The organism is Bacillus sp. V33-4, from assembly GCF_002860225.1.
GTDB lineage: Bacteria > Bacillota > Bacilli > Bacillales > Cytobacillaceae > Bacillus_BJ > Bacillus_BJ canaveralius.
On the sequence record NZ_PGVC01000022.1, the window covers coordinates 1 to 16593 of the forward strand.

The window sequence follows — 16593 nt, forward strand, 5'->3', positions numbered from 1 at the left end:
ACGGCTACGCCATTATCTGGATGAGAAGGGAAATAATTCTCCTACAAACATTTTACTCATACTCCAAGACCGAAATAGTGGCGGAAATTATAGATAATCGGACTCCATTTATTTGGATCGATATGATTATGCCTGATAATAATCTCCTTGTGGGCATGGACATTGATAGCTTGTGTTTCAACAATAGCAAAGTAGGGAGAGTAATCAGGAATTCTAATATGCTTTACTTTTGCCTCAATTTGAATCGGACACTCTGCGATTCGAGAAGGTTTTACAGATTTAGATTCAAAAGAACTTTAGGTTTAATAACCTCAGTACTTGGGATATCAATTACGTTTTTCACTGTTATTTTCCTCCTTATTTGTGCTCTACTATATTGTAAAACTTATATATTTCTACTATCATCGAAATATGGATTACACAAAAGGAGGAGATTAAGCTGAATGCAAACCCGAATATTGCTATCATTGCTTCGATAGTTAGCGAAGCTTCGCGAGCTGCCATCTTAACAGTTCTGCTGGATGGCCGGTTCCATCCTGCAAGCGAGTTAGCGTATATGGCAGGCATCAAACCCCAGACAGCAAGCTTTCATCTGCATAAGATGGTCGATGCAAACATCATAACCGTTGAAAAACAGGGCAGACACCGATATTATGGGATCCGAAATCCGGAAGTTGCTCAAGTGATGGAATCATTGTTATCAATAGCACCAACGAATCAAATTAAGTCATTCAAACAAGCTAAAGAGGATAAGGAGATTCGTGCAGCGAGAACATGTTATGACCATCTTGCAGGAAATTTAGGTGTGAAAATCACCGATTCCTTAATTAGTATGGGGATGATTAAAGAACAACAGAAAGATTTTATCATTACCGAAAAAGGAGAGCAGTTCTTTTTAAGCCTTCAGATTGACATCCAACAAGTTAAAAGAAAACGCCGCTCATTTTCTCACAAATGTTTGGATTGGACCGAAAGACGTCCGCACCTGGCAGGAGCTTTAGGAAATGCTTTGTTTGAAAAACTGTTAGAGTTAAAGTGGATCAAGCGAATACCACAGACGAGGGCAATTAAAATCACTTCAGTTGGAAAAACCGGCCTGAAAGAATTATTTTCGATTGATGTTGTAATTAACAAATAATGAAATAGATACGAGCCGGGGTTATCTACAGAATAGTTAACGTCGGCTTTTTATTTTAAAAGCATTTGCACAGAAATATAAAAAGGATACAGAACCATTTTCTCTCTTTTAAAATTTATTGTTGTTTTCTAAATATAAGTGTTTTATTATATAAGTAAGTTCTTATATGTTTATAAAGGAGGGTAGCAATGGGAGACAGGTCATTAGAAGATAATGCCAAGATACTAAAGCTTTTAGGGGACAAAACACGCTTAGCGATGTTAGGCCTGCTTATGATTAATGAATGCTGTGTTTGTGAGTTTGTTGATATCTTTAAAATGTCTCAGCCTGCCATCAGCCAGCATTTACGAAAATTGAAAGATGCCGGTTTAGTCAAAGAGAACCGAAGAGGACAGTGGATTATTTACTCCCTAAATCGCGAAAATGCTTTTTTTCCTATGGTTCGAGATGTATTAAAGCATGTTCCGAGTCAGGAAGAAAAATTCATTTGGCTAGAGCAGCAAGGATTGAGAATTTCATGTGATTAATGGAGGATAGCAACCAATGTTACAGATTGTTTTAGCATCTGTCATTTTTTTAGTGACGCTCGTACTTGTCATCTGGCAGCCGAAAAATTTATCGATCGGGTGGTCTGCGTGTGGAGGAGCGATTCTAGCCCTTATCGTTGGAGTCGTTGATTTTCAGGATGTTCTCGATGTAACGAACATTGTTTGGAACGCAACACTTGCCTTTATTGCGATTATCATCATTTCCTTGATTCTTGATGAAATAGGATTTTTTGAATGGTCTGCACTTCATATGGCGGGAGTAGCTAAAGGTGATGGAATCAAAATGTTTGTCTATGTATCGATATTAGGAGCGATTGTAGCGGCATTTTTTGCGAACGATGGAGCAGCACTAATATTAACGCCGATCGTTTTAGCAATGGTAAGAGCATTAAATTTCGATGAGAAAATGGTTTTCCCATTTATCATTGCAAGTGGTTTTATAGCTGATACAACGTCTTTATCTTTAGTCGTCAGTAACCTGGTGAATATTGTTTCGGCAGACTTTTTTGGAATTGGTTTTAGTGAATATGCTTCCCGAATGATCGTTCCAAACTTGTTTTCACTAGTAGCCAGCATTGTAGTTTTATTTCTTTATTTTAGAACAAGCATTCCAAGGCGATATGACTTGAATGATTTAAAAAGACCAGTCGACGCGATTCGCGATAAAAAAATGTTTCGCCTCTCATGGGAAGTATTAGCTGTATTATTGGTTGGCTATTTTGCCAGTGAGTTCTTCAATATACCTGTCTCGATTATTGCTGGCATTATCGCGATTTTCTTTTTATTTATGGCAAGAAAAAGCCCGGCAGTCAATACGAAGCAAGTCCTAAAAGGCGCTCCCTGGGCAATCGTCTTTTTCTCAATCGGAATGTATGTGGTCGTTTACGGTCTACGTAATGCGGGACTAACAACTATCCTGGCCGATGTAATCCAAATCGGGGTTGACGAAGGGTTATTTGCCGGTACGATGTTGATGGGCTTCATTGCGGCGATTCTTTCTTCGGTGATGAATAACATGCCTACTGTCATGATTGATGCCCTCGCTATCGCAGATACTACAGCTGCGGGGACAATGAAAGAAGCGCTTATTTATGCAAATGTTATTGGGTCAGATTTAGGTCCTAAGATTACACCTATTGGTTCTCTGGCAACCTTGCTGTGGTTGCATGTTCTATCGCAGAAGGGTGTCAAAATATCGTGGGGTACCTATTTTAAAACGGGAATCGTCTTAACCATTCCGGTATTGTTTATCACATTATTAGGGTTGTACCTATGGTTACTCATAATTTAACCAGTTAATAAAACAAAGGAAAAGGAGCAGTAAAACATGTCAAATAAAAAAACCATCTATTTCTTGTGTACAGGTAACTCATGCCGCAGCCAAATGGCCGAAGGATGGGCAAAAAAATTTCTAGGTGATCAGTGGCGAGTTCTCAGTGCCGGAATCGAAGCACATGGGTTAAATCCAAATGCCGTTAAAGCAATGAAGGAAGTAGATATTGATATTTCCCATCAAACATCAGACATCATTGACACTGAAATATTAAACAATGCAGACTTTGTTGTCACTTTATGCGGTGACGCAGCAGACAAGTGCCCAATGACTCCTCCTCATATAAAACGCGACCATTGGGGCTTCGACGATCCTGCAAAAGCTGAAGGAACCGATGAAGAGAAATGGGCAGTTTTTCAACGTGTACGTGATGAAATTGGAGAACGCATTAAGCAATTTGCTGAAACAGGAAAGTAATACCGATTCCGGGAGAAATCTCGGCTATTCTTTCAAGGAGTGTAATCACATGAAAAAACTAGAGGTATTTGATCCAGCAATGTGCTGCCCGACCGGGGTGTGTGGACCGAGTGTAGATCCCGAATTGACGCGTATTGCTTCTGCACTTTTCCTGATAGAAGGGAAAGGGTTTACTGTAAAAAGGTATAACTTAGCTAGTGAACCAGATGTTTTTATTGATAACGCCAAGATATCTCAGTTGTTAAATGAAAAAGGCCCTAGTGTATTACCGATTGTGTTATTTAATGATGTCATAGTAAAAGAAGCAGCATATCCTACAAACGATGAACTGGCAGAGTGGTTTGAAATGGACACCAGTGAATTGTCAATAAAGAAATCTACAAATAAGCTTTTATAAGGGAGAAGGTGGCTTTTATGTTTCCTGTATTTAACCCGGCAGAAGTCAGTCTAACACCATACATGTTCTTTACCGGAAAAGGAGGAGTTGGCAAGACATCCACTGCAAGCGCACTAGCTATAGCTCTTGTAAACAAGGGAAACAAGGTTTTAATCGTTTCCACGGATCCAGCTTCCAATCTACAGGATGTCTTTGAAGTAGAATTGAGCAATGAAATTATCCCGATACCACAAGTAAAAGGTCTTTTTGCCTGTAACCTTGATCCTGAAGAGGCAGCAAGGCAATATCGTGAAAAATTGGTAGGTCCATATCGCGGAAAGATGCCTGACAGTGTCATCCAAACTATGGAAGAACAATTATCGGGCGCTTGTACAGTTGAAATTGCTGCCTTCGATGAATTTACAAATCTGTTGGCCAATCCCTATATTACAGAAACGTATGATCATATCATATTTGATACAGCACCAACAGGTCATACGTTGCGGCTTTTACAACTTCCGACTGCCTGGACGGATTTCTTAAATGACAATAATCATGGAGCCAGTTGTTTAGGTCCACTGTCCGGCTTGGCTGATAAAAAAGAATTGTATACCAAGTCAGTTGAGGCACTTTCCGATAAGAACAAAACAACACTGGTCCTTGTTGCACGCGCAGATGTTTCTTCTCTTAAAGAAGCAGAGAGAGCAGCAAAGGAACTTGGTGAAATTGGTATTTTAAATCAAATGGTATTGATTAACGGGGTTCTTCAACACGTCAAAGAAGATGATGAAATTTCTGCTGCTTTTTATCAGAAGCAGCAAGATGCATTATCTCAAATACCTGAGTACTTATTGACACTATCATTATTTGAAACACCTCTCGTTTCTTATTCTCTGACAGGAACAGATGCATTAACAAAATTCTTCGAGAAAGAAGCAATCCAAGAAATATCCTATCAAGAACTCGAAATTCTTTCTTTACCTGACTTTAAAGATGTAATTAATGATTTAGATCAGCGGGGAATTCGTGTAATATTTACGATGGGGAAAGGTGGAGTTGGTAAAACAACGATTGCTGCAGCGATCGCAGTGGGACTTATAGAAAAAGGATATCGTGTTCACTTAACTACAACGGATCCTGCTGCACACTTAGCTAATATATTAGGAGTGAACGATGTTCCTAAGAATTTATCAATCAGCCGAATTGATCCGAAAACAGAAGTTGAGAAATATCGAAATGAAGTGTTGAGCAAAGCCTCCGTCGATTTGGATGAAGATGCAATAGCTTATATAAAAGAAGACTTGGAATCACCTTGTACAGAGGAAATCGCCATTTTCCGGGCGTTTGCTGACGTGGTAGCAAAATCCAAAGATGAAATCGTAGTTATAGATACAGCACCAACCGGCCATACTTTGCTTCTTCTTGATGCGGCTCAATCCTACCATAAAGAATTGGAGCGCTCTACTGGAGAAGTATCAGAAAGTGTAAAGGACCTCCTACCTCGTTTAAGAAACACTAAAGAAACTGAGGTCATTATCATTACTCTTCCTGAAGCTACACCTGTTTTGGAGGCAAAGCGATTGCAGGAAGATTTAAGACGTGCTGAAATTTCTCCTAATTGGTGGATCATTAATCAAAGTTTTCATGCTACTGATACAACCGATCCAGTTTTAAGAGGGCGATCATTGGCAGAGAATTACTGGATTCAAACAATAAAGAATGAAATAGCAAAAAAAGCCGCTGTTATTCCATGGTTAAAGGATAAAAATATAGGATATCAACAAATAAAAAATCTTATTAATCATTGAGAGGTGGAACAAATTGAACATTACAAATCAGGCTCGTGATCTCTTGAACCAATTGTTTCAAGAACGGGATGCTTCAAATATTCGTGTATATTTTGCAGGTTTTGGCTGAGGTAAACCACAGGTGGGGCTGGCTCTGGATGAGCCAGATAAAGATGATAAAGTGGTAACTATTAATGGGATACATGTCGCAATTGATCCTAATATTGAACCCTATACAGAAAGTCTTACTCTCGAAATTAATCAGGAGAAAAATGGACTTGTATTGTTAGGGAATGAAAGTGATTGTTGTTAACAAAACATTCTTAATTGGACATTAGAATACAATATCCAATGACTAACAACCAATAATGAACAAGCTGATGAATCCTGCCAAAAATATAGGCAGGATTTTTTATATAATGAAAATGTTCTAAAAACTACCAACAAACCAGTTTTTTATGAAATAATAATTTTAATAAAAACGATTTGTTTGATAAAGATAGGTGATAAAATGAATGTGCTCTATGTGATGATTGGTGGTTTTTTCGGTGCTATTTGCAGGTATGCATTTGGAGAGTGGTTAGCTGCAGACAGGTTCCCAATAGGCACTTTAACAATTAATCTGTTAGGATGTTTATTCCTTGGCTGGTTTTTAACGTCCGTAAGTGAAAGAAAAACCGTCAGACCCGAAACAGTTTTGTTTATCGGCACTGGATTCACTGGCTCCTTTACTACTTTTTCAGCGTTCTCACTCGAAACAATTAACTTATTGAAAAATGGCAATGAATTCTTCGCCATTTTATACATTCTTGCGAGTATGATCTTAGGTGTATTTCTTACTTTCATTGGCTACAAATTAGCAAATGTTAAAGGTGAAGCAGGATGATTTGGTTAATTGGATTGGGTGGCTCTTTTGGCGCTGCTGCCAGATACATATTAGGTACGATTATAAATAAACGGACACAAAGATTATTTCCTTTTCCAACGGGAACCTGGCTTATTAACATCACAGGTTCATTTCTGCTGGGTTTCATTGCTAATCTGCATATTGGTAATCAAATAGAGGAGTGGGGATGGTTTCTATTTGGTGTCGGTTTCTGTGGTGCTTTCACAACTTTTTCAACTTTTGGATATGAAGTAATCATGCTGCTGCAATCCAAAGATATTAAATTGGCATTAATATATGTATTAAGCTCGATAATTTTAAGTGGCATTGCTGTCGCGATCGGACTCAATATTTAACAATCAATGACACCAGATGGGGGAGAGTTATCAAATGTATTCTATTATGTTATTTATACTTGCAGGTATTGCAGAAATTGGCGGGGGTTATCTTATTTGGCTATGGCTACGGGAAGGAAAGCCATTTTACCTGGGCATTTTTGGAGGATTATCTTTAGCCTTATACGGGGTTATTGCAACATTTCAGTCGTTTCCTTCCTTTGGCCGAGTCTATGCGGCATACGGGGGAGTTTTTATCGTTCTATCTGTTTTATGGGGATGGGGGATAGATAAAAAAACTCCTGATACATATGACTGGATTGGTGCCATTATTTGTATGATAGGTGTTTCCATTATGCTGTGGGGACCGAGACAATCATAAATATAAGGGGTGAAATTAAATGGTGATTCAATCGAATATGTCTCCAAAGTCTATTGTTCTGGTTTGGGAGTCTACAAAAGAAGTATTTAATAAATATAATATCCAACTAACTGACGAAACCTTAGAGTCTGTGATCAAAGAAGAAATTCTTATTTTGCTTCTTGCTGAATTAAATGAAAAAATTGGCAGTTCCAGTGCAACTTGTATAGAAGGCGGCTGACAATTGCCATCCAGAAATGGAGTAGGTAACTCCATATAATTTATTTATCAAGCATTTAAAAGCCGGATTTGGCGTTTACTCAAAAGATTCAATCCCCCTTCAATTTGAAGGGGGATCTGATAGAGTCAATAATTTAAAGCGACACTATCTGGAACAGCATTCGTCATGCTCATTGTTAGAACAGCATTGTTCTTTTTTTTCGGACGAACAACATTCATCTTCATCATTAGTTCCCTGATCTTTTACTTCTACGATCTGAACATTACAACAGCTTGCATTTTCTTCAGAACTCTTTTTGAATAGGTTAAACATAAGATCATCTCCATTTTTTATTTTTATTGTTCGTTAGCATTCGCTGCAACTAGGTGGCTGGCTTAATACACTAGTTTCTCGACTCACTTTCAAATTCTTCACTACCTTTACAAACCTATTTTCTTTTGTGATTGAGGCAAACTTCCAAGCTTCATTCGCAGCTTTTTCTATTTGCTTCCTCTTTAAATCAACTAACATATGTTGTTCATAAGAAAACATTGTAACCACTCCTTTTAATTTGTTATATATCAATCTTTTATAAAAGATTAATACCTTATATAAAATAGAACAGCGTGCCCGAAAGTGTAGACATTGAGAATACAGATAAAATAAAGGCAACAACTAAACGTTTATGGAAAATCGAATTAAGCAGTGCAACTTCCGGTAAGCTTGCGCCGGTCGAACTAATCATTATTGCCATCACAGGGCCTAATGCCATCCCTTTGACAATCATCATTTGCGCGATTGGAATCATCGTTGAAAGACGAATATACAATGGGATACCAATGATCGCCGCTACAGGAATTAACCACCATTGGTCACCACCAAAGTACGTTGTAATGAAATCTGTAGGAACTGCTCCATGAATGATTGAACCAATGAAAGCTCCGATAATGAGATAAGGATAAACGGTCTTCATTAGGCTTAATGTTTCATCCCAAGCTTTCTTTAGATTAAATTTACTGCTCTGTTCTTTTCCGCCTGAGATGATCACATTTTTAACGGCATTTTCAAAACCAAAAGCTTCAAGAGTGAAACCTATTACGATGGAAAAGATCGTGGTAATGACGGTATAGATGATCGCTACTTTCCATCCGAGCAGGGCACCCATCAAAGTTAATATCGTCGGGTCAAGAACTGGTGACGCAAACAAGAAAATCATCACAAAACCGAATCTGATTTTCTTCTGGAGCATGCCGACAACAACCGGGATCGTCGAACATGAACAAAACGGTGTAACAAATGCTAAAATGACTGCAATTACAGCTCCAACAATCTTATTTTCGTTAAATAAATACTTTTCCATTTTGTCATAGGGCATTAATCCTTGTAGAATACTGACTGCAAAAGAGATAATAAAGAACAAGATAGTCAACTCAAGAGCAATCGCTAAAAAACTAATCATTACATCTTTCCACATAATAATCCTCCTTTATTACTTGTAAAATGCAAGTATATATGTAAAAGTTAATTCTCCTTATTTCGGAGGACAACAATAGTTTTCCGATTTCCTCATCGCATCGTCCAACAGTGTCATCGACCGGATGACAGACTCACGTTCATACTCGCTCAAATGAGATAAAATTTGATTAAGATAATTATTCATCTCTTGATTAATGTTTTCTTCAATTCTCTTGCCTTCAGCAGTAAGCGACAAAATGTTCACCCGGTTATCGAGAGGATGAGGGGTCTTTTTCACTAGTCCTTGCGCAACAAGTGCCTTGACCTGCCGGCTGAAAGTCGTAATATCCAAGCCAAGTTCACCGGCGACATCTTGCATGGAAGGCTCGTTTTGTCTTGATATTTCATAAATAATATGGCTCTGAACCAGGCTGACATCTTCTCCGCAGCAGCTCTCACAGCATCGTTCATTGAGAAAGCCAAACCTTCTGACCACCATTTGAAACACACTTCTTAAGTTGTTATTTTCCATTAAATTCACCTCTAGTTCAGTTATAAATTATTTATTTGCATTTTGCAACTATTTTATTTTCAAAATGCAAATAATTTTATACAATATTTAAAAATACCAAGTAAGAAGGGGAGATCGGGTTTGAACACGGATATCGAGACAAGATTGGCAACCAAAGAGGATTTACAATCGATTTTGCGAATTTACAACCAAGGAATTGAAGACCGGGTTGCTACATTAGAAGAGGATCAGAAGAGCTTGGATTATATGGAAGATTGGTTTAGCCAGCATAACGAGCGTTTTGCCGTTGTAGTAGCCGTGCAAAATAATGAAGTTGTCGGTTGGGCATCGTTGAATCGTTATTCGAATCGATGCGCGTATAACGGAGTCACCGATTTGTCCATTTACATAAAAAGAGAGTATCGCGGCAGGGGAATCGGCTCAATTCTTTTATCCAATATCGAACGAATTGCCATGAAGAATAACTTTAATAAAATCGTTTTATTTACCCTGCCTTTTAATAAGTTGGGACAGGGCCTTTACCGTGACACCACCCACGACTGAAGCCGTGGGCTTCTTTTCTTGCTATTACCTTGCTTATTTCAGGTATAGCCCCTTCCGGAGAAGGGACCTAAAGCAGAGGCAGGGATACGGCAAGCAACATTTATTGGAGAAACAGTCCAATAAAAGGGCGGTGTCGTGCCTACTACGCCTTCCTCCAGGCGATACTTTTATCACTTGTTTCCTTACGTTTTTTTACTGTCAGGTACCTTCGGTACCAAACGGGTTGTCGATACAAAACATCGACCGATTTTGTCTCCATCGCGAATCTTTTCCGGCATATATTTTGTGCCCCGTTCACATCCCGATGGATTTCTGTATTGTGTACAGAACATTTAAACTTGCGGCCATTGGCTTTATGCCTTCCACCGCAAAAAGGGCAGTCTTGAGAAGTATAGCTTTCATTCACGAAGTGAATGTTGATGCCCTTAAGTTCGGATTTATATTTTAATTGTTGTTTGAATTCACCATAAGACCAGCCTGAGAGTTGCTGTCTTCTGGTTTTATTATTTTTCTTCTTTTTATTTTCGTCTTTTTTGCTGTTCTTCTCAATCCCTTCGGGATTTCCAACCACCAGATCAGATACTTCTTCCTGTACTAAAAAGTTAATCGCTTCTTTTGTAGACTTGTGGATCAAATATTCAATTTGAGCATCTGATTTTGACTTTAAACGATTTTTAGCTTTGATATACTTCTTCTGTTGCCGGGAGCCTTTCTTACATCGGCTGATTTTCTTTGACAGTTCAGAAAGCAACTTGGCTCTGCGTTGTTTGATGGAACGAATCGCCCGGCCGGAAATCACTAAAGCTTTATCTTCAGTTGCCAACGTGATGGAATGAATTTCTCCTAAATCAGAACCAGCAGGTTTGAATCTTTTAACTTTTGCTTCTTCTTCAACTTCAATGACATAATGAAACCAATACGAACCGTTTTTATAAACAATTTCTGCATAAGAAATGTTGGATAAGTTTTCAATCGCTAAATTTGGAATTTCGATATAATCTTTTTGTTTTTTGACCGTTTCGTTCCAGCCTTTTTTCTTCTTCTTTTCGACCATATTTTTTAAAGATAACTTGTTTGAATAGTTGCTGTTCTTTAAGATGATGATGTTGTCTTTCACGCTAATAGCCGACTTTTTATATGGAATGGAGAAGAAGCGTTTAGATCGCCAAGGATATTTAGCGTTTTTATCTCCATTTCGACGTTTAGTTAAAGTAGATGTTCGATTTTCATCATATTTGGCGACAATTTCTTGAACGGTTTGAGAATGAAGGTCATACGTATTTTTAGTCATTTTCACAAGTTCGGAAGTCGAAATCCATTTTTTAAAAGTGAAATAATGGTCATTTGCATATCGAACAACATCGGACCAGCATTTCCCGGATTCAAGTTGTTTATTTTTTAATTGATGATATAAATCTTTTTTATATGGAATTTTAAACTTATGAGTTAATTTCACGTGTTGTCCTCCTTTCTTTTACGAACGCAGGTTCGCTATTTATATTTTTATTTTAAACTTTATAAATAGAAAAAGACAAGGAATCACTCTCCTTGTCACTCTATTTTTTTTACCTTTTATGTCGAATTCATCCCACAGCTGAAGCAGTGGGCTTTCTTCGACTAATCTGTAAAAATGGTTATCGGGAAGTCGGTGTGTTTAAGAATCAGGGAATGCTGGATGGCCGTTATGTTGACGTAATGATTATGGAAAAGATTATCAATAATAATTGCTGATCTGGCTTGTGGAATCGTTCGGATGATATACTGGAAGTACCAAGATAATCGGAGTGATGAACGTGAAACAGATGGATTTTTCTGATTTAAATAGATCAATCGATGAAAAGAAAAGTGATGTTGAACGTAATTTGCTCCGGACAACTAGTTCGGAGCGAAAAATCCGCACCCGTCCCCGTGATGAGGAAGAAGCTAAAATTCTTGATAAACTATGCATCCAGCGGTGGAAAAAAGCAGAATCTGAAGGGAAGATTAAATATATAAGTGATCGGGTGTGGTATTATGAATTCGATTGAAGAAGCCAGGGCGAAAATCAAGTCACTTACTTCAAGAAATAAATTTGAGAAAATGATCGAGGTAGCTGCCATTCTGACAAAGCTGTTAGAGAAAAACCGCATCCGACCGGTGATTGTATTTTCGGATTGCAAATGAATCGCCGGGCCAGGCGGTTTTTGTTATGAGCATCCTGTAAGGCGAACGATACCAATCACTCACAGAAAGGGACATACTATTATTGTGACCCTCGCTCTGCTACATAAAAAACACCAAACGGGGAGGTTTTAACATTGTCAGGAAAAATAGAGTCCCGCTTCGCGGACGCTTGTATTGAACGGTGTGATAAGGAATCAGAACAGGTGATTGCTGCAGAAACACCAGCATTTTTAGAGCGGCCGATTGCATACCTTGAAAAACACAAAAATGAATTTATTTATCTCGAGTCTGATTGGTTCGACAAAATCGGAATCGATGCTGTTTCATTGGAAGTTGATGATGTTTTCGGAACATATGATACCATGGTTGGTTTAAAGCTCAAAAAAGCAGCGGAAGCCAGAATAAAGGCATACCTTAATCAAGAATTAAACGGGGAAGAAACGAAATATGATTTAATGTTCGATCATGCAGACGGTTTATGGAACTTAAATTTTACACTGAACTATGTGAACGCCTTTCACGAAGAGTTGTCAATCGGAGAAGCGTATAACCTGATTTATCTTTTTTTGTTTAAACTGGTTGAGGCGGCGGATCACGAATGCTCCGCAGAATTGAAATAAATCAAAAGTAACCGCTCCTCTGCCAGAGGAACGGCAACCGGTTCAAATCAGTTGTTGTTTTATCAAATATCTGATCACGGTCGCAACTGCATCGTCAAGTGAGTATAGACTCGTATCAATGACTAATTCCGGCGTTTCAGGTATTTCATAAGGGGAGTCAATTCCTGTAAAATCTCGGATTTCCCCTTTTCTGGCTTTCTTGTAGAGGCCTTTAGGGTCCCGTTTTTCACAAACTTCAAGCGGACATTTCACATAAATTTCAATAAACTCACTTTGTTCAAAAAGGTTGCGGACTGCGCGCCGATCTTCACGGAAAGGGGATATAAAGGTAGTGAGAACAATTTGCCCGCTGTCGACGAATAGCTTGGCGACTTCGCCAACTCTCCTAATGTTTTCAACCCGATCTTCTTTGCTGAATCCAAGCCCTTTGTTTAAACCGTGACGAACATTGTCACCATCTAAAACATAGCTTTTTGCCCCTAATGTAAACAGTTTCCGGTCAACTTCATTGGCGAGCGTCGATTTTCCCGATCCGGACAAACCGGTAAACCACAATACGAAACTGCGATGCCCATTCCTTTTTTGTCTGTGTGCCTTTGTCACTGTCAAAGGGTGCCATACAATATTACTTGCCATCGTTTGCCACCATCCCTGATCGGAATAGTGATTGCTGCTGCATGCCTTCGATTAGTATTTTGGCGACTTCCGGGCGGCTGAATTCTTTCGGGGGCATCTCCCCGTTTTGCAGCATGGCTCTAACCTTTGTTCCGGAAAGGGACACATGGTGTTCTTTTCCATGTGGACATGTTCTCGATGATGCCATGTTTTCACACTTGCGGCAATAATAGCTATTTTCAAAGAATATTGTCTGAATGCCAATTTCTTCTTGGGAAAAAATACTAAAAATCTTCTGGGCATCATAGCTGCCGTAATAATTTCCAACACCGGCATGATCACGCCCGACAATAAAGTGCGTGCAGCCATAATTTTTCCGGACAAGGGCGTGGAATATGGCTTCTCGAGGTCCTGCATAGCGCATCGCAGCCGGGAAAACCGATAAAAAGACGCGGTCGCTTGGATAATAATGCTTTAGTAGAATTTTGTAGCTTCGCATTCGGACATCGCTTGGAATGTCATCCGCCTTTGTTTCGCCGACAAGCGGGTTAAGAAATAAACCATCAACCATTTCAAGTGCGCATTTTTGCAGATACTCATGGGCGCGGTGGACAGGATTTCGCGTTTGAAATCCGACAATCGTGTTCCAGCCAAGTTTTTCAAACATGGCCCTAGTCGCTGTCGGCACTAAGTAATAACCAGCAAACTCATCATTTGTCGGACGCTTTACAAGTGTTACAGGTCCGCCCAAATAAACTTCAGGGCGGTCAAACAATTTTCTTACACCGGGGTGGTTCAGATCCGCTGTTTTAAAAACTTGCTTCGCTTCCTCTGTTTTGTCCGGCATAAACAAATCTTTTACTGTCATTACACCGTATACGATTCCATCTTTAACAAGATTAATGGTTTCACCGTAATGAATATTTTTCGCCACTTCATTTGAAACAGGGAGGGTAATCGGAATACTCCATGGCAGCCCGCTGCTGAGGCGCATTTCTCTGACAACGGAACGATAATCATTTTCCCCCATAAAACCTTCTAACGGGCTGTAAGCGCCAATCGCAATAAGTTCAAGATCACTAAATGAGATATTATCCAATTCTACGATTAAATTTTCATCATTGACCGGAAGTTCCTCGTCAACACGATTTATTAACACTCCACCGTGTGGCTGAATCATGTTATGTTCCTCCTAACAGCTTCTACAGTTACTGGTTTCTTATAAAATACTGGTTTTTTCTTGTTCCTTGGTTTAATCAGGCTCATAAAGCCGACAGTAGCCACAAACACACATAGGACTGCTGTAATCGAATAAAGGTCAAAATCCATAAACAGTTTTACCAAGTTATACGAAAGCACAAGGGAAAAAAACGGTGACATAAACCAGACTTTCAACAACCTGTTAATCACATCTTTTTCCCATATTTCCCATCCCTTGCTGGACATTCCGATTCCGAGAATGCTGCATGTCGTGATTTGGGTCTGCGGTACCGGAATTCCAAACAAGGACGCGATGATCACAAGAGTTGCCCCAAGGCCAGAAACCGCACTGCCCTGTAAAAGACTTAATTCAGTGATTTTTTTTCCGTTCGTTTCAATCACTCTGCCCCCGAGTAATAATGCACCCAAAGCAACGAATAAACCACCTATAAAGATCCCGCTGTTAACATGGATAAGCCCTGCAGCAACAAGCGGTCCCACAGAATTGGCCACATTATTCATCCCGGCTGACAGAGCCTCCATAAAGCCAGTTGCAATCACAAGCAGGGCTAGAACTTTGGCCCAGCGCTTTTCTTTCAGGAAAGTGAGCTTGTGCTCCATTTTCTTGATGAGCTTATCAGCAAAATAGGCGAGGAAAAAGGCGATGATTGGAATGAAAATCCAGTACATGACGATGGTGAGAAGCGACCCGATATACACCTTTTTAAAAGCAATGCCAACGCCGACAATCGCCCCTACGGTAACCTCGCTTGTTGATAAAGGTATGGCAGCCAGGTTGGCTATAAAAAGCGATATCGTCGCCGATGCAAGAATAATCAGTGAGATATTGACATTGATAACATCCTGGGGGATGATCTTCGAACCAAGCGTTTTCACAACTTCTCCGCCCCCAAGTGCAGCTCCAAGCATCACTCCAATGGCACATATAACCAATGCAATCCGCTTTGTTTTAACAGCCCCGGAACCATAAGCAATTCCCATCGAAGCGGCTGCACCGCTTGCCCCGATATTCATCGCAAAGAAAAGACCGACTGCACAAGCAAGGACAATAACAATCAATGTTGTACAACTCCCATCATGACTTGTGCAGTCCACATTCAGTTTTTTCGCTTGTTGCCCATCTTCCAGCCCGGGAATCTGCAGGTCCTTCGACAGACACCGTGCAAGGTGCACAGCCAATGCTAGGATAATGCTGATCATGCAGAGGGTTATATGGAAGTTGATTCAACTGGATATATTCCCAAATATCATTCCATGTCCAGTGAATGAGCGGGCAAATTTTGATACTTTTAAATTTGTCGTCCTTATTAATGAATTGAATGTTTCTCCTCGTTAATGACTGCTCCCGGCGCAAGCCCGAAATCCAGGCATCGACCTTGGACAGCTCTGAAGCAAGAGGTTCAATTTTTCGCAGCTGGCAGCAAAGATTCGGGTTCCGCTTCCATAGTTCATCTCCATACTGATCAGCCTGTTCTTGAATGGTTAAACTAGGTTTAACGAATTCGATTGAAAAATCTTTGTATCGATTTCTTATTTTGTCAGCAAGTTCATATGTTTCTTTAAAATGCAAATCCGTGTCCAAAAAAATTACTTTTGCTTCCTTATTTACTTTCGATAATAAATCTAAAAGCACCATACCTTCCGCTCCAAAGCTGCAGGCATATACGATGCTGCTGCCATATTGCCGAGTCGCCCACTTCAGCACATCCATTGAATCACGCAACTGTCCCAATATCTGCTGTAAATTCGCTTCATTCCAAGTCTCATATGTTAATGCACTTTCCATCGATTTCCCCTCGCTTTTAGAAAAGTTTTGGGTAAAGGGACATTCACGTCCAAACACCCGATTAACCTTAAAAATTAGGTTAAAGCCTAAAGCAGATTATTCATTTTTTGGGGGAAATGTTCGCTAAAACGGCGCCTATTTATTGCGTTTTCCGCAGAATCCGGGGGATAAGGTACCTTTTACCAATAGGCGAATATACTTATAATGGTTGTGGAGTTTTCTATGTTAATATTTCAATCAATTTCAGGTTAAGCAGG

23 protein-coding genes and 2 pseudogenes are annotated in these 16593 nt (G+C 39.5%); 16 read left to right on the forward strand and 9 right to left on the reverse strand.

The genetic code is table 11. The annotated features are described in order from the left end of the window. Nucleotides 1-56: 56 nt before the first annotated feature. Nucleotides 57-287: pseudogene (locus tag CVD23_RS22400) on the reverse strand (flavin reductase family protein); the annotation flags it as partial. A gap of 152 nt (nt 288-439) precedes the next feature. Here CVD23_RS22400 and CVD23_RS08065 point away from each other — a divergent pair. The 11 genes from CVD23_RS08065 (at nt 440) to CVD23_RS08110 (ending at nt 7422) form a co-directional block, all read left to right on the forward strand. Then, nucleotides 440-1138, forward strand: coding sequence for an ArsR/SmtB family transcription factor (locus CVD23_RS08065; protein WP_101665698.1), 699 nt, complete (start codon nt 440-442; stop codon nt 1136-1138). 188 nt (nt 1139-1326) lie between these two features. Further along, nucleotides 1327-1665 (forward strand): ArsR/SmtB family transcription factor, encoded by a 339-nt coding sequence (locus CVD23_RS08070; protein ID WP_101579246.1) that lies wholly within the window; start codon nt 1327-1329, stop codon nt 1663-1665. Nucleotides 1666-1681: 16 nt separating this feature from the next. Next, the gene (locus CVD23_RS08075; protein ID WP_101665699.1) at nt 1682-2977 is read left to right on the forward strand and encodes an arsenic transporter; all 1296 of its coding nucleotides are present in this window, start codon (nt 1682-1684) and stop codon (nt 2975-2977) included. Nucleotides 2978-3013: 36 nt separating this feature from the next. Next, on the forward strand, nt 3014-3436 hold the full coding sequence (gene arsC / locus CVD23_RS08080) for an arsenate reductase (thioredoxin) (RefSeq protein WP_101579244.1): 423 nt from the start codon (nt 3014-3016) through the stop codon (nt 3434-3436). A gap of 49 nt (nt 3437-3485) precedes the next feature. Continuing rightward, nucleotides 3486-3833 carry an arsenite efflux transporter metallochaperone ArsD gene (gene arsD, locus CVD23_RS08085; RefSeq protein WP_101665700.1) on the forward strand — a complete coding sequence of 116 codons (348 nt, stop codon included), beginning with the start codon at nt 3486-3488 and terminating at the stop codon, nt 3831-3833. A 17-nt stretch (nt 3834-3850) separates the two neighbouring features. Further along, complete coding sequence (gene arsA, locus CVD23_RS08090) at nt 3851-5620, forward strand: arsenical pump-driving ATPase (RefSeq protein WP_101665701.1); 1770 nt, start codon at nt 3851-3853, stop codon at nt 5618-5620. A 121-nt stretch (nt 5621-5741) separates the two neighbouring features. Continuing rightward, nucleotides 5742-5912 (forward strand): hypothetical protein, encoded by a 171-nt coding sequence (locus tag CVD23_RS21895; protein WP_180954855.1) that lies wholly within the window; start codon nt 5742-5744, stop codon nt 5910-5912. Nucleotides 5913-6110: 198 nt separating this feature from the next. Continuing rightward, the gene (gene crcB / locus CVD23_RS08095; protein WP_101665702.1) at nt 6111-6485 is read left to right on the forward strand and encodes a fluoride efflux transporter CrcB; all 375 of its coding nucleotides are present in this window, start codon (nt 6111-6113) and stop codon (nt 6483-6485) included. Then, entirely contained in the window at nt 6482-6841 is a 360-nt protein-coding gene (crcB, locus tag CVD23_RS08100) for a fluoride efflux transporter CrcB (protein ID WP_101665703.1), read from the forward strand. Before crcB (CVD23_RS08095) ends, crcB (CVD23_RS08100) begins: the two co-directional genes overlap by 4 nt. A gap of 34 nt (nt 6842-6875) precedes the next feature. Further along, nucleotides 6876-7202: a YnfA family protein gene (locus CVD23_RS08105; RefSeq protein ID WP_101665704.1), complete on the forward strand. Its 327-nt coding sequence runs from the start codon at nt 6876-6878 to the stop codon at nt 7200-7202. A 19-nt stretch (nt 7203-7221) separates the two neighbouring features. Further along, nucleotides 7222-7422 carry a hypothetical protein gene (locus tag CVD23_RS08110; RefSeq protein ID WP_101665705.1) on the forward strand — a complete coding sequence of 67 codons (201 nt, stop codon included), beginning with the start codon at nt 7222-7224 and terminating at the stop codon, nt 7420-7422. 345 nt (nt 7423-7767) lie between these two features. Here the strand turns inward: CVD23_RS08110 and CVD23_RS08115 are convergent, their stop codons facing one another. Genes CVD23_RS08115 through CVD23_RS08125 form a run of 3 tightly spaced genes read right to left on the reverse strand, consistent with a single transcriptional unit; the run spans nt 7768 to nt 9388 of the window. Next, nucleotides 7768-7953 (reverse strand): hypothetical protein, encoded by a 186-nt coding sequence (locus CVD23_RS08115; RefSeq protein WP_101665706.1) that lies wholly within the window; start codon nt 7951-7953, stop codon nt 7768-7770. A 55-nt stretch (nt 7954-8008) separates the two neighbouring features. Next, nucleotides 8009-8875 (reverse strand): permease, encoded by an 867-nt coding sequence (locus tag CVD23_RS08120; protein ID WP_101665707.1) that lies wholly within the window; start codon nt 8873-8875, stop codon nt 8009-8011. A 57-nt stretch (nt 8876-8932) separates the two neighbouring features. Next, nucleotides 8933-9388: a MarR family winged helix-turn-helix transcriptional regulator gene (locus CVD23_RS08125; protein WP_101665708.1), complete on the reverse strand. Its 456-nt coding sequence runs from the start codon at nt 9386-9388 to the stop codon at nt 8933-8935. A 120-nt stretch (nt 9389-9508) separates the two neighbouring features. Here CVD23_RS08125 and CVD23_RS08130 point away from each other — a divergent pair, with 120 nt between their 5' ends. Further along, nucleotides 9509-9931: a GNAT family N-acetyltransferase gene (locus CVD23_RS08130; protein ID WP_101665709.1), complete on the forward strand. Its 423-nt coding sequence runs from the start codon at nt 9509-9511 to the stop codon at nt 9929-9931. A gap of 142 nt (nt 9932-10073) precedes the next feature. On the opposite strand, the gene CVD23_RS08135 is transcribed toward CVD23_RS08130, so the two are convergent. Continuing rightward, nucleotides 10074-11387 carry an RNA-guided endonuclease InsQ/TnpB family protein gene (locus tag CVD23_RS08135; RefSeq protein WP_101665710.1) on the reverse strand — a complete coding sequence of 438 codons (1314 nt, stop codon included), beginning with the start codon at nt 11385-11387 and terminating at the stop codon, nt 10074-10076. 170 nt (nt 11388-11557) lie between these two features. Here CVD23_RS08135 and CVD23_RS22405 point away from each other — a divergent pair. The 4 genes and pseudogenes from CVD23_RS22405 to CVD23_RS08150 all read left to right on the forward strand — a co-directional run. After that, nucleotides 11558-11662 (forward strand): annotated as a pseudogene (locus CVD23_RS22405) (arsinothricin resistance N-acetyltransferase ArsN1 family A); the annotation flags it as partial. A gap of 56 nt (nt 11663-11718) precedes the next feature. Then, complete coding sequence (locus CVD23_RS08145) at nt 11719-11958, forward strand: hypothetical protein (protein WP_245917425.1); 240 nt, start codon at nt 11719-11721, stop codon at nt 11956-11958. Next, nucleotides 11945-12094, forward strand: a complete 150-nt coding sequence (locus CVD23_RS21900) for a hypothetical protein (protein ID WP_180954847.1) — start codon at nt 11945-11947, stop codon at nt 12092-12094. The genes CVD23_RS08145 and CVD23_RS21900 overlap by 14 nt, the downstream gene beginning before the upstream one ends. A gap of 134 nt (nt 12095-12228) precedes the next feature. Continuing rightward, nucleotides 12229-12714: a branched-chain amino acid aminotransferase gene (locus CVD23_RS08150; protein WP_101577495.1), complete on the forward strand. Its 486-nt coding sequence runs from the start codon at nt 12229-12231 to the stop codon at nt 12712-12714. A gap of 42 nt (nt 12715-12756) precedes the next feature. Here the strand turns inward: CVD23_RS08150 and cysC are convergent, their stop codons facing one another. From cysC to CVD23_RS08170, 4 genes are read right to left on the reverse strand one after another with little or no spacing between them, the layout of a single operon-like run. Continuing rightward, a complete protein-coding gene (gene cysC / locus CVD23_RS08155) occupies nt 12757-13350 on the reverse strand; it encodes an adenylyl-sulfate kinase (protein ID WP_101577496.1) in 594 nt (197 codons plus the stop codon). Beyond that, the gene (gene sat, locus CVD23_RS08160; RefSeq protein WP_101577497.1) at nt 13340-14509 is read right to left on the reverse strand and encodes a sulfate adenylyltransferase; all 1170 of its coding nucleotides are present in this window, start codon (nt 14507-14509) and stop codon (nt 13340-13342) included. The genes cysC and sat overlap by 11 nt, the downstream gene beginning before the upstream one ends. Continuing rightward, entirely contained in the window at nt 14506-15609 is a 1104-nt protein-coding gene (locus tag CVD23_RS08165; protein WP_281258885.1) for an inorganic phosphate transporter, read from the reverse strand. Before CVD23_RS08165 ends, sat begins: the two co-directional genes overlap by 4 nt. Before the next feature lie 16 nt (nt 15610-15625). After that, nucleotides 15626-16336, reverse strand: coding sequence for a phosphoadenylyl-sulfate reductase (locus CVD23_RS08170; protein WP_101577498.1), 711 nt, complete (start codon nt 16334-16336; stop codon nt 15626-15628). Between the last annotated feature and the right edge of the window lie 257 nt (nt 16337-16593).

Coding starts and splice junctions, on each gene's coding strand:
- CVD23_RS08070 (WP_101579246.1), top strand. CDS start 1,327: ATGGGAGACAGGTCATTAGAAGATAATGCCAAGATACTAAAGCTTTTA.
- CVD23_RS08075 (WP_101665699.1), top strand. CDS start 1,682: ATGTTACAGATTGTTTTAGCATCTGTCATTTTTTTAGTGACGCTCGTA.
- arsC (WP_101579244.1), top strand. CDS start 3,014: ATGTCAAATAAAAAAACCATCTATTTCTTGTGTACAGGTAACTCATGC.
- arsD (WP_101665700.1), top strand. CDS start 3,486: ATGAAAAAACTAGAGGTATTTGATCCAGCAATGTGCTGCCCGACCGGG.
- arsA (WP_101665701.1), top strand. CDS start 3,851: ATGTTTCCTGTATTTAACCCGGCAGAAGTCAGTCTAACACCATACATG.
- crcB (WP_101665702.1), top strand. CDS start 6,111: ATGAATGTGCTCTATGTGATGATTGGTGGTTTTTTCGGTGCTATTTGC.
- crcB (WP_101665703.1), top strand. CDS start 6,482: ATGATTTGGTTAATTGGATTGGGTGGCTCTTTTGGCGCTGCTGCCAGA.
- CVD23_RS08105 (WP_101665704.1), top strand. CDS start 6,876: ATGTATTCTATTATGTTATTTATACTTGCAGGTATTGCAGAAATTGGC.
- CVD23_RS08110 (WP_101665705.1), top strand. CDS start 7,222: ATGGTGATTCAATCGAATATGTCTCCAAAGTCTATTGTTCTGGTTTGG.
- CVD23_RS08115 (WP_101665706.1), bottom strand. CDS start 7,953: ATGTTTTCTTATGAACAACATATGTTAGTTGATTTAAAGAGGAAGCAA.
- CVD23_RS08120 (WP_101665707.1), bottom strand. CDS start 8,875: ATGTGGAAAGATGTAATGATTAGTTTTTTAGCGATTGCTCTTGAGTTG.
- CVD23_RS08125 (WP_101665708.1), bottom strand. CDS start 9,388: ATGGAAAATAACAACTTAAGAAGTGTGTTTCAAATGGTGGTCAGAAGG.
- CVD23_RS08145 (WP_245917425.1), top strand. CDS start 11,719: ATGAACGTGAAACAGATGGATTTTTCTGATTTAAATAGATCAATCGAT.
- CVD23_RS21900 (WP_180954847.1), top strand. CDS start 11,945: ATGAATTCGATTGAAGAAGCCAGGGCGAAAATCAAGTCACTTACTTCA.
- cysC (WP_101577496.1), bottom strand. CDS start 13,350: ATGGCAAGTAATATTGTATGGCACCCTTTGACAGTGACAAAGGCACAC.
- sat (WP_101577497.1), bottom strand. CDS start 14,509: ATGATTCAGCCACACGGTGGAGTGTTAATAAATCGTGTTGACGAGGAA.
- CVD23_RS08170 (WP_101577498.1), bottom strand. CDS start 16,336: ATGGAAAGTGCATTAACATATGAGACTTGGAATGAAGCGAATTTACAG.